General features: G+C 57.5%; 21 protein-coding genes. 9 read left to right on the top strand and 12 right to left on the bottom strand.

What is annotated here, in order from left to right:
* The first annotated feature begins 204 nt into the window (after nt 1-204).
* Entirely contained in the window at nt 205-855 is a 651-nt protein-coding gene (locus ACO6TI_RS00570) for a TetR/AcrR family transcriptional regulator (RefSeq protein ID WP_055113728.1), read from the top strand.
* Here ACO6TI_RS00570 and ACO6TI_RS00565 read toward each other — a convergent pair.
* Together ACO6TI_RS00565 and ACO6TI_RS00560 are read right to left on the bottom strand one after the other, a co-directional pair.
* A complete protein-coding gene (locus ACO6TI_RS00565; RefSeq protein ID WP_108875923.1) occupies nt 839-1,960 on the bottom strand; it encodes an ATP-dependent DNA helicase in 1,122 nt (373 codons plus the stop codon). The two genes, ACO6TI_RS00570 and ACO6TI_RS00565, sit on opposite strands and share 17 nt — an antisense overlap.
* Before the next feature lie 100 nt (nt 1,961-2,060).
* Nucleotides 2,061-3,392 (bottom strand): NAD(P)/FAD-dependent oxidoreductase, encoded by a 1,332-nt coding sequence (locus ACO6TI_RS00560; RefSeq protein WP_055113725.1) that lies wholly within the window; start codon nt 3,390-3,392, stop codon nt 2,061-2,063.
* Between the two features lie 282 nt (nt 3,393-3,674).
* On the opposite strand from ACO6TI_RS00560, the gene ACO6TI_RS00555 reads away from it, so the two are divergent.
* Both ACO6TI_RS00555 and ACO6TI_RS00550 read left to right on the top strand, forming a co-directional pair.
* Nucleotides 3,675-4,592, top strand: a complete 918-nt coding sequence (locus tag ACO6TI_RS00555; protein ID WP_209016662.1) for a fatty acid desaturase — start codon at nt 3,675-3,677, stop codon at nt 4,590-4,592.
* Nucleotides 4,589-5,416, top strand: coding sequence for a phosphate/phosphite/phosphonate ABC transporter substrate-binding protein (locus ACO6TI_RS00550; protein WP_422384153.1), 828 nt, complete (start codon nt 4,589-4,591; stop codon nt 5,414-5,416). The genes ACO6TI_RS00555 and ACO6TI_RS00550 overlap by 4 nt, the downstream gene beginning before the upstream one ends.
* 26 nt (nt 5,417-5,442) lie before the next feature.
* Here the strand turns inward: ACO6TI_RS00550 and ACO6TI_RS00545 are convergent, their stop codons facing one another.
* Complete coding sequence (locus ACO6TI_RS00545; protein ID WP_409857789.1) at nt 5,443-6,324, bottom strand: LysR family transcriptional regulator; 882 nt, start codon at nt 6,322-6,324, stop codon at nt 5,443-5,445.
* Nucleotides 6,325-6,475: 151 nt separating this feature from the next.
* On the opposite strand from ACO6TI_RS00545, the gene ACO6TI_RS00540 reads away from it, so the two are divergent.
* The 3 genes from ACO6TI_RS00540 to ACO6TI_RS00530 all read left to right on the top strand — a co-directional run bounded on the left by ACO6TI_RS00540 (nt 6,476) and on the right by ACO6TI_RS00530 (nt 8,470).
* Nucleotides 6,476-7,513 (top strand): haloalkane dehalogenase, encoded by a 1,038-nt coding sequence (locus ACO6TI_RS00540; protein ID WP_422384152.1) that lies wholly within the window; start codon nt 6,476-6,478, stop codon nt 7,511-7,513.
* A gap of 27 nt (nt 7,514-7,540) precedes the next feature.
* Nucleotides 7,541-8,017, top strand: coding sequence for an SRPBCC family protein (locus ACO6TI_RS00535; protein WP_055113718.1), 477 nt, complete (start codon nt 7,541-7,543; stop codon nt 8,015-8,017).
* Between the two features lie 147 nt (nt 8,018-8,164).
* On the top strand, nt 8,165-8,470 hold the full coding sequence (locus tag ACO6TI_RS00530) for a hypothetical protein (protein WP_029064726.1): 306 nt from the start codon (nt 8,165-8,167) through the stop codon (nt 8,468-8,470).
* A 21-nt stretch (nt 8,471-8,491) separates the two neighbouring features.
* On the opposite strand, the gene ACO6TI_RS00525 is transcribed toward ACO6TI_RS00530, so the two are convergent.
* Genes ACO6TI_RS00525 through ACO6TI_RS00515 form a run of 3 tightly spaced genes read right to left on the bottom strand, consistent with a single transcriptional unit; the run spans nt 8,492 to nt 13,991 of the window.
* Entirely contained in the window at nt 8,492-9,868 is a 1,377-nt protein-coding gene (locus tag ACO6TI_RS00525; RefSeq protein ID WP_422384151.1) for a M24 family metallopeptidase, read from the bottom strand.
* A 53-nt stretch (nt 9,869-9,921) separates the two neighbouring features.
* A complete protein-coding gene (locus tag ACO6TI_RS00520) occupies nt 9,922-12,357 on the bottom strand; it encodes a GcvT family protein (RefSeq protein WP_422384150.1) in 2,436 nt (811 codons plus the stop codon).
* A gap of 53 nt (nt 12,358-12,410) precedes the next feature.
* Nucleotides 12,411-13,991, bottom strand: a complete 1,581-nt coding sequence (locus tag ACO6TI_RS00515) for a trimethylamine methyltransferase family protein (protein ID WP_104701302.1) — start codon at nt 13,989-13,991, stop codon at nt 12,411-12,413.
* A gap of 262 nt (nt 13,992-14,253) precedes the next feature.
* On the opposite strand from ACO6TI_RS00515, the gene ACO6TI_RS00510 reads away from it, so the two are divergent.
* Both ACO6TI_RS00510 and ACO6TI_RS00505 read left to right on the top strand, forming a co-directional pair.
* A complete protein-coding gene (locus tag ACO6TI_RS00510; protein WP_422384149.1) occupies nt 14,254-15,171 on the top strand; it encodes a phosphotransferase in 918 nt (305 codons plus the stop codon).
* 59 nt (nt 15,172-15,230) lie between these two features.
* On the top strand, nt 15,231-16,277 hold the full coding sequence (locus ACO6TI_RS00505) for an ATP-binding cassette domain-containing protein (protein ID WP_196901142.1): 1,047 nt from the start codon (nt 15,231-15,233) through the stop codon (nt 16,275-16,277).
* A gap of 11 nt (nt 16,278-16,288) precedes the next feature.
* On the opposite strand, the gene ACO6TI_RS00500 is transcribed toward ACO6TI_RS00505, so the two are convergent.
* Complete coding sequence (locus tag ACO6TI_RS00500; RefSeq protein ID WP_422384148.1) at nt 16,289-18,010, bottom strand: ABC transporter permease; 1,722 nt, start codon at nt 18,008-18,010, stop codon at nt 16,289-16,291.
* Nucleotides 18,011-18,077: 67 nt separating this feature from the next.
* Nucleotides 18,078-19,058, bottom strand: a complete 981-nt coding sequence (locus ACO6TI_RS00495; RefSeq protein WP_104700927.1) for an ABC transporter substrate-binding protein — start codon at nt 19,056-19,058, stop codon at nt 18,078-18,080.
* A 221-nt stretch (nt 19,059-19,279) separates the two neighbouring features.
* Here ACO6TI_RS00495 and gndA point away from each other — a divergent pair, with 221 nt between their 5' ends.
* On the top strand, nt 19,280-20,704 hold the full coding sequence (gene gndA / locus ACO6TI_RS00490; RefSeq protein WP_422384147.1) for an NADP-dependent phosphogluconate dehydrogenase: 1,425 nt from the start codon (nt 19,280-19,282) through the stop codon (nt 20,702-20,704).
* 57 nt (nt 20,705-20,761) lie between these two features.
* Here the strand turns inward: gndA and ACO6TI_RS00485 are convergent, their stop codons facing one another.
* The 4 genes from ACO6TI_RS00485 to ACO6TI_RS00470 form a co-directional block, all read right to left on the bottom strand.
* Entirely contained in the window at nt 20,762-21,184 is a 423-nt protein-coding gene (locus tag ACO6TI_RS00485; protein WP_422384146.1) for a thioredoxin domain-containing protein, read from the bottom strand.
* A 22-nt stretch (nt 21,185-21,206) separates the two neighbouring features.
* A complete protein-coding gene (locus ACO6TI_RS00480; RefSeq protein ID WP_422384145.1) occupies nt 21,207-21,923 on the bottom strand; it encodes a cytochrome c biogenesis CcdA family protein in 717 nt (238 codons plus the stop codon).
* 155 nt (nt 21,924-22,078) lie between these two features.
* Entirely contained in the window at nt 22,079-22,897 is an 819-nt protein-coding gene (locus tag ACO6TI_RS00475; protein WP_422384144.1) for a sugar phosphate isomerase/epimerase family protein, read from the bottom strand.
* Between the two features lie 81 nt (nt 22,898-22,978).
* The gene (locus ACO6TI_RS00470) at nt 22,979-23,926 is read right to left on the bottom strand and encodes a 2-hydroxyacid dehydrogenase (RefSeq protein ID WP_055113698.1); all 948 of its coding nucleotides are present in this window, start codon (nt 23,924-23,926) and stop codon (nt 22,979-22,981) included.
* Nucleotides 23,927-23,946: the final 20 nt, after the last annotated feature.

The following is a 23,946-nucleotide window of genomic DNA, read 5'->3' as shown; positions in this document are numbered from 1 at the left end:
TTTCTGATTGTTAACTGGCCATAGCTTGAACGAACTGCAACAAAATGCGTATTATGCATTGCGTGTTTGACGTTATTCTTTTGCCAAATTGTCATGATCGAGTTGGCTTTACATCAACGTATCAAGTGTGACGGGCGCAACAGACGGTGAAATGATCTTCGGCTCTGATCTTGAAACGGGGTTGTAAACAAGGAGTGCAAACTGATGGCACGCGGACGGCCGAGGAAAGTAGATACAAAAGATGCCTTGCAGTCGGTGATGATTGCGTTCTGGCAGAACGGATACTCCGGCACCTCGATGAATGATCTTGCCGAAGCCTCGGGCATGGCAAAACCGGGTCTTTACGCCGCCTTCGGCGACAAGGAGGCAATTTTCGAAAAGGCGCTGCTGCACTATTTCGAAACGTATGGCGGGCCGGTGTTTTCCAGGCTTCAGGAAGCCAGAAAACACTTTGTCGACGATTTTCGTGATTTTCTGGGTGCGATCGCCGATCTGACGCTCGACGCAAACACCCCGTCGGGCTGTTTTCTGGTGAATGCCATTGTCGATTGCACGTACGGAGCCGAACGCCATCAGGAAGTGGTCAATGGATTGCGGGAGTCCCGCTACGCGGCCATCAAGGAACGTCTGATCAAGGCTGCCGCGGCCGGACAGATGCCCGCCGATGCCGACATCGAACGAGCCGCGACTTTCCTCGACGGGCAGTTTTCGGCAATCGCAATGCTGGGCCGGAGCGGTATCAGTGAGCCGGATCTGAAGACTTTCATTGAAACAGGCCTTCGGGCCTTGCCGGTCAGCGATCCTGACGGTTTTTTCGAGCAACGCGTCCTGAACGTGCCTATTTTACGACAGTGATGCGTTCGGCCGCCCTGGTGACAGCCGTATAAAGCCAGCGGCTCTTGTGCTCGCGGAAGGCCCAGCTTTCGTCAAATAGAATGACGTCGTCCCACTGGGAGCCCTGGGCCTTGTGGACGGTCAGCGCGTAGCCATAGTCGAATTCATCCGCCTTGCGCCGGATGGCGTAGGGGATACTCTCCGCGCCGTCCTCGAACATCGCGGGAAGAACTTTCACCTTGACTGTCGTCCTGGCTATATCCTCTTCGGAGACGACGTCGAACCGCAATGTGTTGCCGCGCGGCTGGCGCAAGCGCTTGACTGCCCACAGACCTCCATTCAAGAGGCCCTTGGTCTTGTCGTTGCGGAGGCAGACCAGTTTGTCTCCAACGGCAGGCATGGGTGTGGTGAAGTCTTTCAGTTCACGGATACGGCTGTTGTAGAGACGCCGGGTCTTGTTCGTGCCAACCAGAACCTGATCGGTGGAAAGGATCTGGTCCTTGTCGATCTCGCGCCGATGAATGACCTTGCTTTCGCCGAATGTCCCATAATCCAGTTGTCCGCCGTCCCGGATGGTCATGGACATGCGAACGATCGGATTGTCCTGCGCCTGCCTGTGCACTTCGGTCAGCATCACGTCCGGATCGGCTTCAGTGAAGTATCCGCCTCCCTTGACCGGAGGCAACTGTGCTGGATCACCAAGCACCAGTACCGGTGTTCCGAATGAAAGGAGATCCTTGCCGAGTTCCTCGTCGACCATTGAGCATTCGTCGATCACAATCAGTTTGGCAGTTGCCGCCGCGCTGTCTCGCTTGATCGCGAATTGCGGGCCGGTGTCCTCTTCGTCGTCATCCAGATCTTCCTCTTCCTTCGCAGAGCGAGGACGGTAGATGAGCGAATGGATGGTGCCGGCGTCCTCGCAACCCTTCTGACGCAGAACATGGGCTGCCTTTCCGGTGAAGGCGCCGAAGCAGACGTCCCCGTCGATATCCTCGGCAAGATGCCGCGCAAGGGTGGTCTTGCCTGTACCGGCGTAACCGAACAGGCGAAAGACCTGCCGGTCGCCCCGCTTCAGCCAGGCTGCGGCCTCTTTCAGGGCGTCATCTTGTTGTGGGGACCAGGCCACTGGAATGCTCCCGAGAATTGCAGACCCGGATGCTTACCCTGATTTGTCCGATTCCGCCAAGGACGAATTCCAGACTGAGCCTTTCAACGGATGGACGCGGCTAGCCCAGTACCGAGAACGAGCTTTCCCTCGTCAATTCTCTCTTGCGGGAGAAGGTGGCCGTGTTGAGCGTGTGGTTGACATGTGTCAGCTGCAACTGCAGGGGAGTGCCGTCATGATCATTGCCGCTCTCGCAATAGTCGATCAGTTTCGTCATCAGGCGTCCGGCGACAATTGCATTCTTGAACTGGTTGCCACTTGTGCCGATGGCAAGATAATAGCCGTCAATATCGCTCCGGTCATAAATCGGCAACCAGTCGTCGGTGGCATCATAGAGATCCGCAACACCGACAGGGTGTTGCGACACACCGAGATCGGGCAAGCGCTGGGAATAGCGGTAGGCATAAGTAAGCGCGCGGTCAGTGAGGTCCCTGCGGAAGTCGTCGGGATCTTCCTCGATATGCGCGTCACATGCCGGATTGAGACTTCCGATCATCAGCTGACCACCGCTTCCGGGCTTGACGTAAACACCGACATCGTTGTCGGCGACTAGCAGACCCTCACGCGAATATCCGAGTGCTTCCGGCGGTTTGACCTGCACGACTTCCTGGCGCAGGGGACGATGCCCGATCCTGACGCCCGCATCTCCCTCCACCAGAGCGTTTACCTTGCCCGAATGGGGACCTGCCACGTTGAGAACAACACGGGAATGAAAGATGCTGCCATCGTCACAGATCACGCCCGTCACCCGATTGTCTTTCACGGGGATTTTCACGACCTTGGTGTTGAAGCGGAACTCCGCTCCGTTGCGACCCGCCGCGTCTTTCAGGTTCCTGGCAGCTATCTGTGGGTCGTCGACGTATCCGCCGGCGTGAAAGTAAATTCCGCCGTCCAGGTGTCCGCCGGTAGGGGCGCCGAAAGTGTCGTCTTCCATCGTCTTGACCGGGGCAAAACATTCCAGGTTGTAGCCGGGCAACCGTTGCGTGATCTGTTCTGCCGACCAGTGTTCGTAGGAAATTCCAAGCGCGTCGGAATGCTGCAGAATCCGATCCATGCTATCGGCGGCCGTTTTCATGACGAGCGTGCCGGTTTCGACAAACCGCGCAAGACCGTCTTCGGTATCTGCACCGACTGTCTGCTGCCAGTTTTTCCAGTCGTGGTAGCCTTCGTAGGCCATGGCAGTGCCGTCGAGCGTGGAGTAGTAGGTCCGGATCACGGCGGCTGAACTCGAGGTCGACCCGTACCCAGCGGCAGGCAACGCATCAATGTTCAGTGTCTTCAATCCTTTCCGGGCCAGATTGAAGGCGATCGCGCAACCGACCACGCCGGCGCCGATAATGATTGCGTCATACGTCTTCGCAGAATGGTCCGTATTGGGTGAGGGGGGATGCATTGGGGTAATTCCTTTGATATCCGGATCAGATCAGACGAGACGACTGATTTTGTCCAGAAACATATCCGCCATCCTGTGTTCTGGATCAGCCAAGCGCGTTGAAAAAATCAAGCTATTTGGAGTTTTTGTGAACGCATGGTGAATTAATTCACAAGTCTGATGATTTTGGAAAATTTTGCAGAGTTTGTGCCATAGTCTCAAATTGCGTACTGTCCGGTGTGCGGGCATTCTGATTCCAGAGTTGCCGGATTTTCCGGTTCTTTCAACAATTTGGAGTGAAATGTGCCGCCCGCTTTCTTACGCGAATGGCCGACGCTGGCATTGCTTTTAGCCGCGTCGGTTACCTGGATGCTGTTGATCGGTTATTATTCGGAGCTTGGCGGATGGGTGGTCTGCCCGTTGGCCGCAGTCCTCGTCACCTTGCAATCGTCTCTGCAGCATGAGGTATTGCACGGCCATCCGACACGAAACCCGGCCGTAAACGAAGCGCTTGTGTATTGCTCACTAGGCCTGTTCATTCCCTATCGCCGCTTCAAATCCCTGCATTTGCGCCATCACAACAACGACCGCTTGACCGATCCCTATGACGATCCGGAAACATTCTACCTCGCCTGGACCGATTGGGAGAGATTGCCGAAAGCACTCCAGATCGTCTTGACCATCAACAATACACTCCTTGGCAGGCTGCTGATTGGCCCACTTGTCTCGATGGTGGGTTTTCTCGGGGCCGAACTGCGGATGATGTCAAAGGGCGACACGGCTGTCATGCGCGCCTGGCTGCATCACCTTGGGGGCGCGATTCCGGTCCTGATCTACATAACAGCTGTCGGGAAAATGCCCATCTGGCTGTATATTCTGTGTGTTTCCTATCCCGCGATGAGCCTCCTGATGCTGCGAACCTATGCCGAACACCGTGCGCATGAACATGCCGAGGCGCGGTCGATCATCGTTGAGTTCTGCCCTGTTTTTTCGTTGCTGTTTTTGAACAACAACCTTCACATCGTGCATCATGCCCATCCGCGCGCGCCCTGGTACGAACTGCCTGCAATGTACGATAGTGCGAAGGAAGACTGGCAGCGCAGAAACGAGGGTTACGTTTTTTCAAGCTACGTTCAACTCGCCAGAAGATATTTGTTCAAGGTCAAGGAGCCGGTTCCGCATCCGTTGAAACGTCGTCATTCCGATGGAGCGGCTTCTTGAGCAACGGAACTTATCATCCGGTTCGGCTGCCGATGTATGACTGGCCGGAAGTCCGTGTTGCGACAACGGAACTGGAAAGCGCGCTTCATGCAGCGCTGGTCGACGCGCTCGGATTGCCCCCTGCGGACATGATTTCCTGGCCGAACGAAATCGACGCTCCAGCCATGTGGGATGACCCAGGCGTATTGCTGGTGCAGACATGCGGATATCCGCTGACCCACGCTCTGAAGGGCAAGGTGAGGCTCCTCGGCGTGCCGCACTATTCCGCCGACGGGTGCGAAGGGCCTCGTTACTGCAGTCAACTGGTGGTTTCCAGGACCAGCGGTCATGAGCGCCTGGAAGACCTGCGGGGTCTGAAAGCAGCCTACAACGGTCCGGACAGCCAGTCGGGCATGAATGCCTTCCGTCATGCCGTTGCCCGGTGTGCCGGTGGGACGCCGTTTTTCTCACAGGTGTTCGAAAGCGGCAGTCATCTTCGATCGCTGGAGGCAATTGCCGATGGCCAGGCCGATGTCGCCAGCATCGATGCGGTCTGTTGGGCGCTTGCCTGCCAGGAACTGCCTGCACTGACGGCAAATCTGAAGTGCATCGGACACACTGAAGGGGCGCCGGGACTGCCATTGATCACCTCCACCGGGTTTTCACAGGACGAAGCCCTGAAAATGACGGAAGTCATAAGGTTGGTCCTGTCGGACCCGTCAACTGCCGAATGCCGCAAACGCCTGCGCATTAGCGGGTTTTCGAGCGCTTCTGTTGAAGATTATGATCCGATTCTGAAAATGGAGCTGGAGGCCGTCAAGCTCGGGTATCCGGACCTGGCTTGAGCGCTACGCCCGTTTTCGTTGCAATTCTACTGGGTAAACAGGCGTTCGTTGCTGGTGAAATAGTCGATTGCAAAATCGACAAATGCCCTGACCCTGGCGACCCGCCGCAGATCTCCGTGATAGAGGAGCCAGATCGGATATCCGGACTGCAGCGGAACGTCCGGTACGCGGACAAGGCGGGGATCAGCGTCTCCGACAAAGGCCGGTATCTTGACGAGACCCAAATTTCTTGCCGCGGCTTCGATCTGCATGGAGACCTCAGGCAGAACGTGCCGAACCCTTGCCTTCGGAAAAGGGCTTTGCGCAACCCACTCGTGATGGCTGCTCCATGCGATCCAGTTTGCGCCCTCTCCGCCGCTTGCAAGAAGATTCCTGTGCTGTTTCAAATAGTCGGGCGACGCGAATACGGCCTGGACAAAAGTGACAATCTTACGTCCAAGGACATCCTCATCCACGTTTCTGGCAACGCGCAGCGAGATATCCGTTTCCAGTTTCTGCAGATCGGAGACGCGATTGGTTGATATGGCATGCACGGAGATTTCCGGATAGAGCCGCGTGAACCTTGAAAGCATGTCGGAAAGAAGACCGTGTGACAGGGCAGGCGGGAGGCTCAGGCGGACAGACCCAGAGGGAACCAGATCCAGTCCCGTCAACTTGCGCGTTATTCTGTCTGCCTGGGACTCCATTTCCTCGGCGGGTTCGATCAATGCCTCGCCTGACTGCGTCAATTGCAGTCCGCTTGTCGTGCGGTCGAAGATGCGTGTCCCGAGATCTTTTTCCAGCGCTGAAATGGCCCTGTGCACCGTTCCATGATTGACCCCGAGTTTCTCGGCTGCCCGTCTGAAACTGCCGGTGCGTACCGCAACGAGAAATGTACGCAAGTGGTCCCAATCAAGGTCTCGTTTCATTCCATGTCCTGCCGCGTCATCTGAATCAAGTGGATTGTTTTTAATCCACGATGGTCAATTTGATCGTATTCAAATCGAAAATCAATCCGCCAAATTCCCCCTTGAAGGCGCGTGCGGCGGGCCAGCAACAATTGACAGAGGTGGAAACACGATGAGTGACAATCCAATATTCAGTGCAAGCAGGCGGACTTTGTTGACGGGTGCCTTGGCAAGCGGTGCGGCGCTTGCGCTGGCTCCCGCTAACCAGGCCGCAGCACAGTCGCCGGAAAAACAGCTTGGCACAGACCCTTCTTCACCTTACGGCCTTGCCATCGAGGCAAGTTTTCCCTTTCAAAAGAAGGAAATGCCTGTTCTCGGGTCGTCCATCAGCTATGTGGATGAAGGGCAGGGTCAGCCGGTTGTCTTTCTGCACGGCAATCCGACATCTTCCTACCTCTGGCGGAACATTATTCCGCATCTTCCGGACGGGTACCGGGCGATCGCACCCGATCTGATCGGCATGGGCGGCAGCGGCAAGCCGGACATCGGCTATCGATTTGAAGATCATGCAAGCTATCTGGATACTTTCCTGGATCAGCTGGACCTGACCAATACGATCCTGGTTGTCCATGACTGGGGCTCTGCCCTTGGCATGCGCTACGCTCGCCTCAACCCGGACAGGATTGCCGGACTGGTTTTCATGGAAGCGATCGTACCGCCGGTTCTTCCCGTTGCGTCCTTTGACGATATGCCTGGCCCGCTTGCCGATTTTTTCCGCCTCATGCATAGCGACCAGGGTGCCGACATGGTGCTCAACCAGAATTTCTTCGTCGAGGCAGTGCTGCCGCAGATGGGAGTGGTGCGTCAGATGTCGGAAGCGGAGATGGATCACTATCGCCGACCTTTCCCGACGCCGGAGAGCCGCAAGCCGGTGCTTGTCTGGCCACGCGAGGTTCCGATCGAGGGCAAACCCGCGGATGTGGTTGAAGAGGTCAGGCTGAATGGCGAATGGCTCACTTCAAGCTCCATCCCGAAGCTGATGTTTTACGCAGAACCCGGTGCGCTGATACCAAAACCTGTTGCCGACTTCCTGGTGGCTGAAGTGCCGAACCTTGAGGTGCGTTTTGTCGGAGCCGGAACGCATTTTCTTCAGGAAGACCACCCGCATGTGATCGGACAGGGGATCACCGACTGGTTGAGGCGAATCTGAAACACTCCAAAGACCGAGGAATTCAAAATGGCAGAAGTTGTCGTTACCCAGGTGGTGAATGCCCCGCTTGCCGATCTTTGGCACAGCTGGGACAATTATGACGAGATCTACAGGTTCAATCCGGTGATCAACCAGTCTCCGCTCCTTCCCGGAAGCGCGCAGACCGGGATCGGTGCGGAACGGATTTGCAAACATGTTGATGGAAAGACCTATCTCAAGGAACGTATCATCGGGTATCAGCCACAGGAGCTCATTGTCGTCGACATATTCGACGCCAATATTCCGCTCAAGAAGGCGATCGTAACCCTCGACTTCAAGGCAATGAAGGACGGCCGCAGCCGCGTGACGATGCGTATCGGCTTCACGCCCAAATTCGGGCCGTTGGGATGGTTCATGACGCCGTTGATCAAATCCCAGTTCAGAAAAGGTTTGACCGAACTGTTGTCTGCAAACGCAACCTTCGTGGAAAAAGGTGTCGAAACGCATCCCAAAGCGGCGGCATAAGTCTTGAAGTGTCTCATTATAAGACAACCATTAACGATGTTCTTTGTTGGAGAGGCACTTTTCTGATGAAATCGGCGGGAACACTGGCGCAGATGTTAACAAAGGGTTACGATTCCCGGTAAACCAATAGTTAACAATGAGTGCGTCATGAAAACGGTTCTTAAATCACTCGTCGCTGCTTCCGGTCTCCTCGCCGTTCTGGGCACCGCTGCCTACGCTGAAAGCGGAACGACCCGCATCGTTCACGATGAACCTTACGGGGCGATCGTGACCAAGGAAGCCGGTGTCCTCGTTTTCCGTGGACTGCCGCCGACCCGCAAGGTCATCGTCAATCCGGAAGGCAAGACACCGCTTGATCTGAAGCTGACCGAAGTTCGTGAGACCAATGTGGTCGTCTTCAGTCAGGACGACTACGTTCGCGGACTGGGCTCCAAGATCCTTCGCGTCAGATAAACTTTTCCGATTGCTGGGCCGTCAAAACCGACGACCCAGCAACCTTTCGTCTAACGGGTATGTGCTGAGGCACTCGTATCCGCTTTCGGTGATCAGGACCTGATCTTCAAGCTTGACACCCTCATGACCGCCATGCCGGCCGACATAACTCTCCACACAGACAACCATGCCCGGTTCCAGAACACCGTCGTAGCCGCCGCTTTCCCAATCCGAGGGATAGGGGACGGCGGGATATTCATCGCATAAACCGACACCGTGGAAGAGAACAGAGTAGCGGTTGGCGAGATAGTCTTCCGGCAGGCTCGTGCCGTCGTGAGACAGTTCCCTGAACGATCTGCCGGGCGCAAGCATTTTCATGTTGGCTTCGATCTGGTCGGAGGCCATCTGGTAAAGCGCGCGCTGCTCGTTGGTCGGTTGACCGTCTCCACACAGCCAGGTTCGTGAGATATCGCAGCACATACCGTATGGACCCACCAGATCCGTATCAAAGGCAAGAAGATCACCGGCCTCGATTTCACGTGACGATGCTTCCTGGAACCATGGATTCGTGCGAGGACCTGAAGAGAGCAGATGCGTTTCGATCCATTCTCCCCCCCTGCGGATATTGCCCGCGTGCAGCAGCGACCAGAGATCCCACTCCGTCATGCCCGGCACGAGCGCCTCTTCCATTTCCCGCATCGCAGCTTCACAGGAAGCGATCGACCGGCGCATGGCCTTGATTTCGTCGGGACACTTGATGGCGCGGGCAAGTTCCATCACTTCTTCACCGTCGTGCAACTGCAGGCCATGGGCTTCCAGAGCCGTCACGCCTTCGCGGCGAACCTTGTCAACGGCGATCCGGCTGTTGCCGCCGCCATGGGTCCTGACAAGGTCAGCCAATTCGTCCGCCCATTTCACCGCTAGTTCCGCTGACCGCGGTCCCGCTTCGAAATAGAACCACGGAATTCCATGCCTCATCTCGTCGACAAGGAGGTTGTGCGCTGACAAGTGTTCACAATTGTGAAAATCGAAGGCAACCACCGGTCCTTCCAGGGCAACGAACGTATAGCGCACGGCATTGTGCGTCGACCAAACCTGCATGTTGGTCGAGTCGGTTGCGTAGCGGACATTCAAGGGATCGCACAAGATGGCCGCGCCCAGGTCGCGCGCCCCGAGTTGCTGGCGGATCCGTCCGAGCCGGTATTTCCGGATGGCTTCGAGATCGGGAGCGTCCAGTCCGAGTGCTGCCCATTCTCCCTCCACGAATTCGCCATAGCCGAGCACATGCCGGTTCAGCAGCGTCGCCTTTTCGCTCGCGTAGGCGGAAAGTGTTGCATAGTCAGCCTGGTCGCCAGGATGGGACGGCAGTTCCACCGGCATGATCTTTCGTCTGTGACGGCCGAAATGTTCTGTATTCATCTATGCCCTGCGCCTCCTCCGCGCGTCGGCTCTTTCCTTGTTTGAAAGGGTGGTTACATGCGCATGCGTTGCGCTTGCGGATCGAAAGGCGGTTCGGACAGGATGGTCGCCTTGCACATTTCACCCAGTATTTCGATTTCAAATGCACCTTCGGTGGTATCCCCGGCAAACTCGGCCGGAACATAGCCCTGGGCGAGTGACTTCCCGACCCAGTGGGCGAAGCCACCCGACGTAATCCAGCCGATGACTTCGCCGTTGTGCCAGATCGGTTCGTCGCCCATGACATCGGCGTCCGACACCTCGACAGCAAAGCTGGTCCTCAGGCGTTTTGGTCCGTCCTCGAATTCCTTCCGGGCCGCTTCCTGGCCGATGAAGGGGTTTTTCGAGAGTTTGACGAAACGGCCAAGGTCCGCCTCATACGGGCCGTAGATCGGACGGAACTCGCGAAACCAGGTGCCGAAGTTCTTTTCAAGACGCATGGACAGAAGGGCGCGCATACCGAAGTTCCTGATATCGAATTCGACTCCGGCCTCCATCAGGGCTTCATAGACCTGGCGCTCATATTCCGGGGCCATCCAGATCTCGTATCCGAGGTCACCGGTGTAGGTGATGCGGTTGACCTTGCACGGTGCGTTGGAGACATCCATTTCGCGGAAATCCATGAAACGGAAAGCCTCATTGGAAACGTTCTCTCCAGTGACTTTCTGCAGGACCTTTCGGGAATTGGGACCCGCGATCGAAAGGCCGACCCAGCCGAGGTTGATGGCCTTCAGGGTTACCGATCCGTCCTGTGGCAGATGCTTTTCGAACCACCGCATGTGATAGATCTCAGCCTGGGACGATCCGAACATGTAGAATTTTTCGTCCGCAGCGCGGGCGATTGTGAAGTCGCCTATCAGCTTGCCGTTTTCGTTCAGCATCGGTGTCAGGACAATGCGTCCGATCTTCGGCATCGTGTTGGTCATCAGCATTGACAGAAAGTCTTCGGCGCCCGGTCCGCTGATTTCGTATTTCGCGAAATTGGCGATCTCGGTAACACCGACACTTTCACGCACAGCGCGGCATTCTGCGCCCACATGCTCAAAATCGTTTGAGCGGTGGAAGGAGAAGACGTCCCTTGCTTCCACGCCTTCCGGAGCGAACCAGAGCGGCGTTTCCAATGCCCAACTGTCACCCATCACGGCTCCTTGCGAGAGCATTCGGTAGTAAAGGGGCGTGGTCTGATGCGGCCGGGCCGCAGGGAGTTCCTCGTTCGGGAACCGGATGCGGAACCGGCGGCGATAGTTCTCGCGCACCTTCGCGTTGGTATACGAAAGCGTTGCCCAGTCGCCGTAGCGGGCAACATCCATCCCCCAGATGTCATAGCCCGGGTCGCCGTTGATCATCCAGTTGGCAAGCGAAAGACCGACGCCACCACCCTGACTGAATCCGGCCATGACACCGCAGGCAACCCAGTAATTCCGAAGACCCCTGACCGGACCGACCAGCGGGTTGCCGTCCGGCGCGAAAGTGAACGGACCGTTGATGACCTGCTTGATGCCGGCATTCTGAAGCGCCGGGAAGTGTTCGAAGCCGACCTCCAGTTCCGGTGCAATCCTGTCGAGATCCGGCGCAAGCAGCTCATGGCCGAAGTCCCAGGGGGTTTGGCGCGGGCTCCACGGGCGGCAGTTCTGCTCGTAGGTTCCAAGCAGCATGCCCTTGCCTTCCTGCCGGGTATAGATCTCGCCGCCGAAGTCAAGAATGCCGATCAGTTCCTTCCCCGTCGCTTCGTTGTGGGCGACGACTTCAGGCATTTCGTCGGTGAGCAGATACATGTGCTCCATCGCAAGCACGGGAAGTTCAATGCCGACCATGCGCCCGCATTCACGCGCCCAGAGCCCTCCTGCATTGACGACGTGTTCGGCCCGGATGGTTCCCTTGTCGGTTATGACATCCCAGCTGCCATCGGGTGTCTGCACCAGTTCCTCGACCTTGGTGTGCCGATGGACGGTTGCACCGTTGATGCGCGCCGCCTTGGCATAGGCGTGTGTCGTGCCGGAGGGATCCAGATGGCCTTCGACCGGATCCCACAGGGCACCTATGAAGTGTTTTTCGTCGAGCATCGGGAACATGGTCTTGGCTTCTGCGACCGAGATGAGTTCCAGTTCCATGCCGAGATAACGGCCCTTGGCCTGCGCCAGGCGGAGAAAGTCCATGCGCTCCGGCGTATCGGCGAGCATGACGCCGCCTGTCAGGTGAAGGCTGCAGGATTGTCCGGAAATCTCCTCCAGCTCCTTGTAGAGGTCGACCGTATAACTCTGGAGCTGTGCGACGTTCGGGTCGCCATTCAGGGTGTGAAAGCCGCCTGCGGCGTGCCAGGAGGATCCTGATGTCAGTTCGTCGCGTTCAACCAGCGTGACATCTTTCCAGCCAAGCTTGGTCAGATGATAAAGAACACTGCAGCCGACAACGCCCCCGCCAATGACAACGACTTGAGTGTGAGTTTTCATGCAAATACTCCGGCATCCCCGACCCTGGCAGGCGGGGTTTGAAATTGGTGGGATCAGAAATCGGTCGGTACGCCGCCTTCGGCCTTGCGCCGGTCGACAAATTCGGAAATCTCTTCGTCGACCGCCGGATCGAGCGCGGGCTGCTCATAGGCCTCGAGGGCTTTCTTGTAGAGCATGTTGGCCTTGTCATAAGCGGTTGGGCTGCCGGCCTCCGCCCAGGTCTCGTAGTTGCGCCAGTCCGATACGATGGGCGGATAGAAAGCGTCCTTGTAGCGGGCTTGCGTGTGTTCTGTGCCGAAGAAGTGTCCGGCCGGTCCGACATCCCGGATTGCATCGACCGCGAGCGATGCTTCGGAGACATCGAGAGGTGTGAGGTACTCCGCGATCTTCTGCAGCAGGTCGATGTCGGCAATGAATTTCTCAAAGCCCGCACTCAGACCGCCTTCGAGCCAGCCGGCTGCGTGTTTGATGAGATTGCCGCCGCCGTTGATCGCCCCCCATTCCGACAGGGTCGTTTCCAGGGCGGCCTGGTAATCGACGGTGTTGGCCGCGCAGACACCGGAGGACCTGAAGGGCAAGTTGTACCGTCTGGCGAGCTGACCGCTCACAAGAGCCGCTTGCATATATTCGGGTGTGCCGAAGGCGGGCGCCCCTGATTTCATGTCGACATTGGAGGTGAAGCCGCCATAGACCACTGGTGCACCGGGACGCACGAGCTGAGCAAAAGCGATCCCCGCAAGGGCTTCGGCATTCTGCAGTGTCAGGGCACCGGCGACAGTTACAGGAGCCATGGCACCGGCAAGTGTAAACGGTGTGACGACCGAAACCTGCCCGGCCCTGGCCATTTCGATGATCCCCTGGAGCATGGGCGTGTCCAGACGCAACGGCGAAGACGTGTTGATCACGGTCAACGTGCAGGGGGTCTCGACGAGTTCCTCAGGTGTCAGGCCATTGGCGATCCGCGCGAGTTCGATGCCATCGTGATTGCGTTCCTTGCCGAGCGAATAAAGGTGCAGGACCTTGTCCGTCAGCCTGATGGCGTCGGCAATACAGTCGAGATGGCGAATGGAGGCATGAATATCGACGGGTTCGACCGGGTATCCGAGCGGTGCATGGATGATGTTGAAGAACTGGCCGAGTTTCAGGAGTTTCTGAAAGTCCTCCCGGTTGCCCGGTCGGCGACCACCATCCCGGTCGACGACGTTCGGTGTGCTTGCGACACAGGAAAAGACAATCGCGTCTCCACCGATCCTGAGATCGTGGTTCCTGTTTCGCGCGCGCAGCATGAACTCGGACGGTGCCTTGGCGACCAGTTCTTCCACCATGGCACGGTCCATCCGCACCCGGTCCTCGCCCGGTTTCACCTGCGCGCCGGCGGCTTTCAGCATGGCCCTTGCTTCTTCGTGGAGAAAATCCATGCCGATTTCCTCCAGAACGCGCATCGAGGCGTCGTGGATGGACTCCAGCTCGTCGGCAGAAATGGCTTCGATCGGTTTGAAGATATGACGCGGTTGCCGGAAAGGTTTTTGCGGGAATAGGTCGGGACCCGATTTGCCACCGCCACCCCTACGGCGGCGTCCGCGCCGTGCCGGGGCCGTTTCGTTCAAGGATGCCGTTTCAAGGTCAGCTGTCATCCGATCCGCCGTGGTTTGGGTCTGAAGCGGGGTCAAGGACTTGTCCCGCTGCTTGCTGCGGAGTCAATTTCCGCGCCAATCTCATGACTGTAGCGGAGAGGGCAAATTTCAGACGCAGTCTGAGAGCGACGGTGAGTGCCTCAACTCCGACATGGCCGGTATTCGGTCGGGTCCTTGACGGTTGACTTTGGAAGTTCGACTTGACGAACGGTATCCTGAAGGCGATCAGAGACCTGTTGATGTCAAAACGGACAAACCTGACGTGACCGAACAGCTTTCCGATTCAGTTCTTCTGGCGTTTCTGAAGGACCAGCTTTCCGTGCGGGATTGGAGCACGGCACGTTTGCGGCCGCTGCCGGTCAATTATACCAGTCGATTCTGGCGCCTTGATACTCCTGAACGCATCTTCGTGGTGAAGGAATTCTTTCCTGACAATGAGGAAAATCCGCTCTATCCGACCTTGCCGGACCAGGAGGCAGAGGCGCTGACTTTTCTGGCACGCTATGATCTTGCTCCTGCGCTTGAAATCTATTCGCATAGTCCCGTCGGAACGCCTCTGCTTGTCTATGGTTATGGCCTTCCGAAAAACGACGAGATCGATGTTGGCGAAGCCGCGGATCTGATCGGCCGCATTGCAGCTCTCAGGGAACCTGTCCCGGGTCACCAGGTTGTGCCTGCGGGATTTCATGAGGTCCTGGAGGGAGGTGATGCGATGCTGGCGGCCATTCCCGAAAGCCCCAAGGCCGTCAACCTCAAGCGGTTGCGTCCGGCTGACGATCTGGTCAAACGGCGCGCGGTCGAACGCACGCTCGTGCACCGGAGCTTTTGTCTCGGGACCATCCAGTCGACACCAGAAGGAGCGCGGATGATCGACTGGCAATTTGCCGGATATGGTGATCCCGTTGAAGACATCTGCGGTTTCGTGTCGCCGGGACTATTGAAGTTGTACGGGCTGCATCCGCTGGTCGCTTATGCGGAAGACATGTTCCTGAAACACTACCCGAACCAGGATACGGTGGAGAGGTTTCTTGAAGAACGAAGTGCCTATCACTGGCGCCTTGCCGCCTATTGCCTGTTCCGGCACGAAACACTTGGCCAGATCAACGCACCGGCCGCGCGTGCCTATGGACGCGCACTCGAAGAAGAGGTCGATCTTTTGCTGAGACTTCGCGTCAAATGACGTCTTGGCTTTCCGGACCTGTGTAATCTGGCTGTCACACGAGAGGGATAACGGGAGGCATGTCCATAACCGTTACCTCCGTTTCCAAGTCATTCGGTTCACACCCTGCCTTGAACAACGTGTCGCTCGGGATCGATGACGGGATGTTTTTCGTCGTGCTCGGGCCTTCGGGATGCGGCAAGTCAACGCTGCTGCGTGCGATTGCCGGTCTTGAGCCAATCGACGCGGGCGAAATCCTTCTGGATGATGTTCCCGTTGCGCACGGGACCCTGCATGTCTCGCCCGAAGATCGGCGCGTCGGTGTCGTTTTTCAATCCTACGCGCTGTGGCCGCACATGAGTGTTGCGCGCAATGTTGCCTTTCCCCTGGAGACCGCGGGAAAGCGGCGATCTCAGGTGAACGAGCGTGTTGCGGAGTGCCTGGAGACAGTCTCGCTGTCACAGTTTGCCGAAAGAAGACCGGCAGCACTTTCCGGCGGGCAGCGCCAACGGGTTGCGCTTGCAAGATGCCTTGCTCAGGGAGCAGAAACGGTCCTGATGGATGAGCCGCTTGCCAATCTCGACCCGCATCTGCGCAGCACCATGGAAGAAGAACTGGCTGCTTTTCACAAGGCGAGCGGCGCAACGACCCTTTTCATTACCCATGACCAGCGCGAGGCGATGGCGCTCGCCGATCAGGTTGCGGTGATGTGGGAAGGAGAAATCCTTCAGGTTGCCAAACCGGACGTGATCTACCAGCGCCCGAATTCAAGACGTGTGGCCGGGTTCATCGGACAAAGCAGCCTGGTGCCCGTCACGGTGGACAAGGTGCAGGGCGGTTCGGCGCGGGTTTCGTTTGCCGGCGTTTTCGCCGACGTTGATTGCCCCATGACCGTGAAAACGGGACCTGCAACGCTGGTACTGCGTCCCGAGCACCTGGTGCTTGCACCTGGCGGGTCCGGTTTTCAGGCCACCGTGCTTCGCACCGTCTACCGGGGTGGTTCGTGGGATGTGTTCGTGAAAGTGAAAGGGTTGCAGGAACCGTTGAGGATGACACTGGATCGGCGCGCGGATCCCGGCGAGCCCTTGCATGTGTCGGTTCTGCGGGGCTGGGTGTTGCCGAACTGAGGTTCCTTGCCTCAATCCTTCCAGGGAATCGTTCCGGCGGGCACTCGTTTGGCCAAGACATTCATCGCGAGCATGATGAGGACTGTTGCTGCGACCACAACAGCCGACATCGCGGCAGCCAGTGTGGTGTAACCGCCGTCCTCGTAGTTGAAAATCGTGGTTCCGATCGTTTCATTGCCGGTTGACCAGAGTAGCGCCGAGACGGTGACCTCGTTATAGGCGGTCAAGAAGACGAGAATCGCACCTGATGCGGCTGACGGAGCGGTTAGCGGGGCAAAAACCCTGGTTATTCGCCGGAAAAAACCAGCTCCCGATACTTTTGCGGCGTCCTCCAGTGAACCGTCCATTTGCAGAAAGGCGGCAGCGACCGGTTTCAGACCGACGGCCAGAAACACGGACAAGTAGGCGAGCAGGATGATCCACAACGAGCCGTATAGAGAGACATTCACCAGGGGGAGCGGTCGGATGAACGCCAGAATGAAGGCGATGGACATTACCAGGCCGGGTACGGCGAATGCGATTTCGGTCTGGGTCAGCGCGAACTCGGCCCACCGTCGGTGTGCTCGGTGCCTGTGCGATAGAAAGTATCCGAGCAGCAGGCTGGTACCTGCAATGAGCACGGCGGCAGCCGCTGCGACAAACGTGGAGTTTGCAAAGGCCCTGAGGGTTACGGTCTGACGCCAGAGCACTTCGACGAAATTTTCCAGCGTGAGTGTGTCGAGCGACAACGGCAAGCCATAGGTTCTGACCAATGATGTTGCCAGGAGCGAGGCTGCGGGCAAAAGAAGCACACTGGCGACAAGCAACCAAATGAGCGCTTCGATACAGGGTCGCTTGCGTCCCAGTGAAATGGCAAGAGGGTCCTGCGGCAACCCGATCAGGCTGGCCCGCATGCGTCGTTGCAAGAGGCTTTGAAGAAGGATTGCCGTGAATGCGACAAAGGCAAGGATAACCGAGATCACCGCCACGTTCGGCAGGATGTCGGGGCCAAAGCTTGCCAACCGCCGCCAGACCAGAACGGGCAGTGTCGTATAGCGAGCCGGAATACCGATCAGCGCGTTGATGCCGAAATTGCCAAGTGCTGCGACGAAGGCAAGTGCAAAGCCGGCAAGCAATGCGGGGCCAAGAAGGGGCAGCGTGATCCGGCGCAGCATCGTGAATGCGCCGGCGCCGGATATGCGCGCCGCGTCGGACAGTTCACGCGGAAAGGATCTCAATGCTGCTCTTGTCAGCAGAAAGACGAGCGGACTGTGTTGAAGCGTCAGCAGCAGAACCAGACCTTCGCGGGAATAGAGCGGGTGTGTGGAGCCGAGTTCGGGCGCCAGACCAAGCCAGCGCAAGACGGGGCTGGCGGGGCCGAGTGCCTGGATCCATGCAATTGCCGTTACGTGGGGCGGGATCATCATCGGCAACAGGATCAGGAAGACGAGAAGCCCCTTTGCACGGATGTTTGTGAGGCCGATGAGCAGCGCAAGTACGGTTCCAAGCACCGTCGCCGCCAGCGCCGACAGGAAACTGGACTCGATCGAATGCCAGAGAGCCCGTTTTACCGACCGGTTTTGCAGGGCTTCCAGAAGCGGTCCCACATTCAGGCCGGTGGTGTCGGTAAGACCCGTCTTGAAGAGCAGCAGCAAAGGCAGACCACAGATGAGCGTCGCACCGGTAACCACCAGCAGGAGTGTAACTTTTTCGGATGATGACGCTGATTGCATACGCGTGCGACTGTCGGACAAAATATTCCCAAGGCAGGCAGCGCGAAGCCGGTCGCGCTGCCTGCAATCATGTCTGTAAAAAATTGCGTCAGCCGCCGAAGATCTCGGTGAACTTGATCTTGTTGGCCTGATCCTGTTGCAGGGCCTGGGCGGGGTCAAACTCCATCAGCTTGATGTCTTTACGCTCCGGGAAACCTTCAGGAGCGGCGACGGACGGGTGCGCAGGGAGGTAACCCTGGGACGAAGCCAGTTTCTGGCCGTCTTCCGACAGGAGGAAATCCACAAACGCCTTGGCAGCGTTCGGGTTCTGGGCCGTTGACAGGATTGCGACGGGCTCGGTGACTGCGGAGACGCCTTCTTCGGGAAACACGAACTCAACCGGGGCGCCTTTGAGTTTTTCGCGGATCGGCAGGAAGTCGACAACGAAGCCGTAGAGTTTTTCACCGCCTGCAATCGCCTTGTAGGTACCACCGTTGCCACCCTTGGGATTGGCACCCTGGTCGGCAAGGCCTTCATAAAGCGCCCAGCCTAGATCCGGATTTGAGGTCAGCGCGGTCATGTGGATGGTTGCCGCGCCGGACGTCAGGGGGGACGGCATCGCCAGCTTGTCCGTGGCTTCTTCCTTGAGGAGATCCTTGTAGGATGTCGGCACCATCGGCGCGTTGGTGTTGTAGATAATGCCCGTGGTGATCAGTTTCGTTGAGAAATAGGTCTTGTCGTCGTCCATGATCGCCGGATCGTAGGCAGAAGTATCTGCGCCTTCGTGCGCCATCAGGCGCCCTTCCTTTTTCAGACCTTCCATGGTGACCATGTCGGCGATCAGGAGGACGTCCGGCTTCGGAGCCCCGGCCTCGAATTCGGCACGGAGCTTTGCCATCATCTTTGTGGTGCCGTCGCGAACCCATTCAACATCAACACCGGGGTGCCTGACCTTGAACGCATCAACGGTTGCCTGGGCATCCGCATTTGGCTGGGAGGTGTACAGCACCAGCGTGCCGGTTACGTCCTCGGCATAAGCTGTCGCAGTCGCTGCGGCCAGAAGGCCGGCTGCAATCAGAAAGTTCTTCATCAGACAAATCCTTTGAGCAGAACCGCAGGAGGATGCGGATGCCAAGGTGGTTAGCAGTCTTATGTGACAGTAATTTTCGAGTGCCGCAGAAATCTCGCGTTTGAAGGTATTGGTCAAAAAAATGGATGGATCGAGGGGGCGAGCTAGGCATTGCCCCGAGAGGACGGGTCGGATATCACCGCGTGACCAAAAGTTAAATCGATTTGAGAAAGGCACCGTCTATGAGTTCACAAGGCGCTATTGCGGAAATTGGGCTGATCGGTCTTGGAACGATGGGCGGGAATCTTGCTCTCAACATTGCCGAAAACGGCTTTCAGATCGCGGTTTACAACAGGACGGGCGAAAAGACGGACCAGTTCATGGCCAAGGCGGGAGAACTCGCCGGCAAACTGGTGCCATCGAAAGACCTGAAAGACTTTGTCGGTTCGATCAAGTCACCGCGCGCAGTCATTTTGATGGTTCCGGCCGGTGAGGCCGTCGACGCGCAGATCGAAGTGCTGCGCCCCTTGCTTGATGCCGGCGACCTTATCATCGATGCCGGCAATGCCAATTACCACGACACCAACCGGCGTGCCGAAGCAGCTGAAAAGCAGGGACCCCGTTTCATGGGCATCGGTGTTTCAGGTGGCGAGGAAGGTGCCCGGTTCGGACCGTCTGTCATGGCGGGTGGGCCCACTGATGCCTGGGATCAGGTCGGGCACATCCTCGAAGCGATCTCTGCAAAGCATGACGGAGAACCGTGCGCTGCCCATCTGGGCGAGGCCGGGGCGGGTCACCTGGTCAAAACCGTGCATAACGGCATTGAATATGCCGATATGCAGATGATTGCCGAGGTCTACGGCGTCATGCGCGACGGTTTCGGCATGACTGCCGGAGAGATCGGTGAGGTACTTGAGAACTGGAACGGCGGTATCCTGCAGTCCTATCTGATCGAAATCTCCGGAAAGGTAGCCAAGGCGGCGGATCCGCAGACCGGGAAACCTATGCTCGATATTATCCTTGATCGGGCAGGGCAGAAGGGCACTGGCCGTTGGACAGCGATAGAGGCACTGATGCTCGGAACGCCGGCAAGCACCATCGAGGCAGCGGTCGCGGTACGCAACATGTCCTCCAGGCTTGATGAGCGCAAGGCAGGCGAGGCGGAATTCGGCGCGGCGCCTCAGCCGATGGACCGGAATGTTCTCGGCATCGATGCTCTCGAAGCGGCGCTCGTTGCTGGCAAGATCGTCTGCTATGCGCAGGGGTTCGGTCTCATTCTGGAAGCTGCAAAGCAATACGGATGGGCCATGCATCTGCCGAAAATTGCCATGATCTGGCGGAACGGTTGCATTATCCGGTCTGCAATGCTGAACGACATGTCGGCGGCGCTGACGGATGATCCGCAGCGGAACCTGATGTTTGCGCCGTTCTTCTCGGAGAAACTGAAGGAGACCGAAGGCAAATTGCGCCAGGTCGTGGCGCAGGCGGCGCTTCACGGGTTGCCGGTTCCGGCGCTGTCATCGGCTCTGTCCTATTTCGACATCATGCGCACCGCCCGTTCAACCGCGAATATGCTTCAGGGACAGCGCGACTTCTTCGGAGCGCATGGCTTTGAACGAACCGACAAGGACGGTGGCGGGTACCACGGTCCCTGGGCAATGGGCTGACACGACAAGACCTCCGCGGGCAACGCGGAGGCCGGTTCTTGTCCGGTCGAGAGCTGGTCAGCTTCCCGCCTGAAGTCCTACATCGAGCAGGGACTTGATCTGTTTTTCGCTGGTTCCGGCTACTACGCGTCCCAGTTCCTGATCACCTTTCAGAACAATGAGCGTCGACCGGCGCGGAATTTTGCGGGACTTGGTCACTTCGTGGCTGCTGTAGTCATCCCAGTCGACACGCACGAAAACCAGAGCCTGGTCGTAGGCCGGGTTTTCGGATCTGAGAGCATTGATCACACGCTCCTGGCGTGCGCAGGTACCGCACCAGGAGGCGGCGTAATCGACGAAAACGGTCTTGCCGTCGGCAAGATGCTTCTGGATAAGCCCCGGAGAATAATCGAGAGTTCCTCCGGCACGTGCGGTTGCCGGGAGCATCACAGCGGTTAATGCGGCACCGGCGGTCGAAGCAAGAAAATGGCGACGATTCATAAGACTTCCTTTCCCGATAATATCAAAACCGGACTGACAAATCCTGCAGCCAGACGGGCATGACGCTCATGGCCCATGCGTCGATCATGTGATGGACATTGAGCAAGAGTAACAAGCCGACTGCGATAAATACGATTCCCATGACGGATTTGGATTTCTCGGCAATCCCGCGCAGTTTGTCGGCCCTCATCCTCAGCGTCTGTCCAGCTCCGAGGCCAAGGCCGACAATCAGGGTCGAGACGCCCAGAGCAAAAGAGCACATGATGAGCGTGGCCCAAAGCAGGTTCTCGCCCTGGGAGGCAAGCGCTATTGCGCCGCCAAGTGTCGGTCCGATGCAAGGCGACCAGACAGCGCCCAGCAATACACCGCCAAGGAACTGGCCTCGAAGGCCACTCGTGTCGGTGCTCTGCAGTCTTTGACCTGCGGAACCCGAAATCCCCGCGGTGGCGAGCTCGAACCGCTGGCTGAAGGAGGGGACCAGCAAAACAATTCCGAAGACGATCATCAGGCTGGCACCGACCTTCGACATGACGTCTTCCGTCAGACCGATGGCGTAGCCGAGCGTTGAAATCAGCATGCCCACAGCGACGAAGGAAACGCTCATTCCTGCTGCCAGCGCAAACGGCGCCTGCCGGTTTGCGTTGAGTGCAGAAGCGAGAACGATCGGAAGAACCGGCAGCACGCATGGGTTGATCAGCGTCAGGAGACCAGCGAGATAAGCCAGCGGAAGTTCGAGCATCTGGTTTGAGTACCCTTGCTGAAATCTTTGGATCCAGGAGGCGTGAAGACCGGCCCTGAGCCTGTTGCGCCTTACTTAGGCAAAGGGTGTGTTCTTGTCCGATAAAACCTCATCACAAGTTTGTGGGGTCGCGTCGCTTCCGAGCAAGCAAGCACTTACTGAGCCAGTCCGAGTGCGGCCATGTTGGCTATGGAGGCCGGAAGCCCCGCGTGATCACGGAGCTCAATGATCAGCCTCGGGTTGCTGTCGAGTTTCGCAAGCGCATCAAAGACGGCATGCCAGTTGATCGTGCCTTCACCGAGCGTCCAGTGGCGGTCTGCATAACCATCGGCGTCCTGAAGGTGGATGTGACGGAGCGCGTTACCGGCAGCCTTGACGTAATAATCGACCGGGGGAGCACCGGTAGAACCGTGGGCATAATGCGCGTGGCCAGTATCGATCGACACTTTCACGGCAGGCGAGTCGAAGCTTTCGGCGAGCTTGACCCGCGCATGTGGGTCCTTGTCCTCTATGTTCTCGATTACCAGTTCGCAGCCGATATCCTCCGCACGCCTGACAGCGTCCTTCATGGTCAGGTGGCAAAGCTCGACCTTGCGTTCGCGGGCGTTTTCGAAATTGTCGAGATTGTTGTAGTCCCAGGTGGAATAGGGACTGTGAACGACCATATGCGTTGCGCCAAGCGCTTCACAGACGTCGAGACCCTGGAGCAGGCGTTTCCTGACGACTTGCCGCACATCGACATCCACGGAATCGATGTTGAAACCCCAGAATGGGCCATGAATACCAACGCGACCTTCGTGGCCGTCAAGAAGTGACTTTGCGCGCTCGACCAGCGGCGTCCAGTCACCGTTGAGGACCTCTGCGGGCCAGAAATCCTGCAGTTCAAGATCCCGATGTTTGTCGAGCATCAGCCGGCGATGGGTTTCAAGAGCATTGACGTTGAGTGCTGCACCGAGAATCGGAAGATCTGACATTGTTCACCTGTTGAAATTGAAAACTTGAGAACCTGATAGATTGATTTCCTTGACACTGTTACGACGCGGCGACGTCATTGTTCAGTATCCCTGCATTCGGTCGACATGTTGCGGAATTCTTCCCGACTCCAGATACGCTCGTATGTTCCTGGCGACAATCATTGACGCTGTGCCGGTGATTGTCGGTGCAGAAATGTGCGGCAGCACCGTCACCTTGTCGTGCTGCCAAAGCGGGCTTTCCGGCGTAAGTGGTTCTTCATCGAATACGTCGAGAACGGCGTGAGAAAGATGCCCCCGATCGAGCGCTGCGACAAGCGCATCGACATCAAGGATAGGTCCCCGGGCAAAATTGATGATGGCTGCTCCCTTTTTGCAGCCATTCAGTTCTTCAGAACCCAACATTCCACGCGTTTCGGAGGTAAGCGGCACCAGAATCACAACAATGTCGGACTGTCCGAGGAGGTTGAACAATCCCTCCTTGCCATGAAAGCAGATGATGCCATCACGGGTTTTTTCACCACGGCTCCAACCCAGGACCCTGAAACCGTTGGCACTCAGACGCTGGGCAGAGGCACTTCCCAGTTTCCCCAGGCCGAGAACGCCAACCGTGCGTTCCTGCGGTGTTTTCAGAAGCTGCTCCTGCCAGACCTTATCGCGTTGCTGATGCATGTAGCGCGGCATGTCGCGATGAACGTAGAGCGTCCAGGCAAGCACGGCCTCGGACATGGTGTCCGCCATCTGCGGGTCGGCCAGACGCACGATCAGCGGTCCATCCTGCGGCAATTCGGCGGTCAGGCGTTCAACGCCGGCCCACAGGCTCTGTACCCAGACAAGATTGGGGAGAGCAGCAACATCGGCCGGATCCGGATTTGCGACAATTGCCACCGTGGCAGTTTGGCGTTCATCGTCGGTCAGCTTTTCGAACGGTTTGACGGTGGCATATGGGGCCAGTGTCCTGCCAAGTTCTTCCTGCCACATATCCCGTTCGTGAGAAGTTGCTTCGGGTACGAAGGGAACAACCGGCTTCATCTTCAACTCTCTCCTGAAAT

The sequence above is a fragment of the Roseibium album genome (genome assembly GCF_965233825.1).
GTDB classification, from domain to species: Bacteria; Pseudomonadota; Alphaproteobacteria; order Rhizobiales; family Stappiaceae; genus Roseibium; species Roseibium album.
This window is presented reverse-complemented; position numbering and strand designations above follow the sequence as displayed.

Bases quoted from the DNA above. Each gene is read 5' to 3' on its own strand.
- ACO6TI_RS00570 (WP_055113728.1), top strand. From the start codon at position 205: ATGGCACGCGGACGGCCGAGGAAAGTAGATACAAAAGATGCCTTGCAG.
- ACO6TI_RS00560 (WP_055113725.1), bottom strand. From the start codon at position 3,392: ATGCATCCCCCCTCACCCAATACGGACCATTCTGCGAAGACGTATGAC.
- ACO6TI_RS00545 (WP_409857789.1), bottom strand. From the start codon at position 6,324: ATGAAACGAGACCTTGATTGGGACCACTTGCGTACATTTCTCGTTGCG.
- ACO6TI_RS00540 (WP_422384152.1), top strand. From the start codon at position 6,476: ATGAGTGACAATCCAATATTCAGTGCAAGCAGGCGGACTTTGTTGACG.
- ACO6TI_RS00535 (WP_055113718.1), top strand. From the start codon at position 7,541: ATGGCAGAAGTTGTCGTTACCCAGGTGGTGAATGCCCCGCTTGCCGAT.
- ACO6TI_RS00530 (WP_029064726.1), top strand. From the start codon at position 8,165: ATGAAAACGGTTCTTAAATCACTCGTCGCTGCTTCCGGTCTCCTCGCC.
- ACO6TI_RS00525 (WP_422384151.1), bottom strand. From the start codon at position 9,868: ATGAATACAGAACATTTCGGCCGTCACAGACGAAAGATCATGCCGGTG.
- ACO6TI_RS00520 (WP_422384150.1), bottom strand. From the start codon at position 12,357: ATGAAAACTCACACTCAAGTCGTTGTCATTGGCGGGGGCGTTGTCGGC.
- ACO6TI_RS00515 (WP_104701302.1), bottom strand. From the start codon at position 13,991: ATGACAGCTGACCTTGAAACGGCATCCTTGAACGAAACGGCCCCGGCA.
- ACO6TI_RS00505 (WP_196901142.1), top strand. From the start codon at position 15,231: ATGTCCATAACCGTTACCTCCGTTTCCAAGTCATTCGGTTCACACCCT.
- ACO6TI_RS00495 (WP_104700927.1), bottom strand. From the start codon at position 19,058: ATGAAGAACTTTCTGATTGCAGCCGGCCTTCTGGCCGCAGCGACTGCG.
- gndA (WP_422384147.1), top strand. From the start codon at position 19,280: ATGAGTTCACAAGGCGCTATTGCGGAAATTGGGCTGATCGGTCTTGGA.
- ACO6TI_RS00485 (WP_422384146.1), bottom strand. From the start codon at position 21,184: ATGAATCGTCGCCATTTTCTTGCTTCGACCGCCGGTGCCGCATTAACC.
- ACO6TI_RS00480 (WP_422384145.1), bottom strand. From the start codon at position 21,923: ATGCTCGAACTTCCGCTGGCTTATCTCGCTGGTCTCCTGACGCTGATC.
- ACO6TI_RS00475 (WP_422384144.1), bottom strand. From the start codon at position 22,897: ATGTCAGATCTTCCGATTCTCGGTGCAGCACTCAACGTCAATGCTCTT.
- ACO6TI_RS00470 (WP_055113698.1), bottom strand. From the start codon at position 23,926: ATGAAGCCGGTTGTTCCCTTCGTACCCGAAGCAACTTCTCACGAACGG.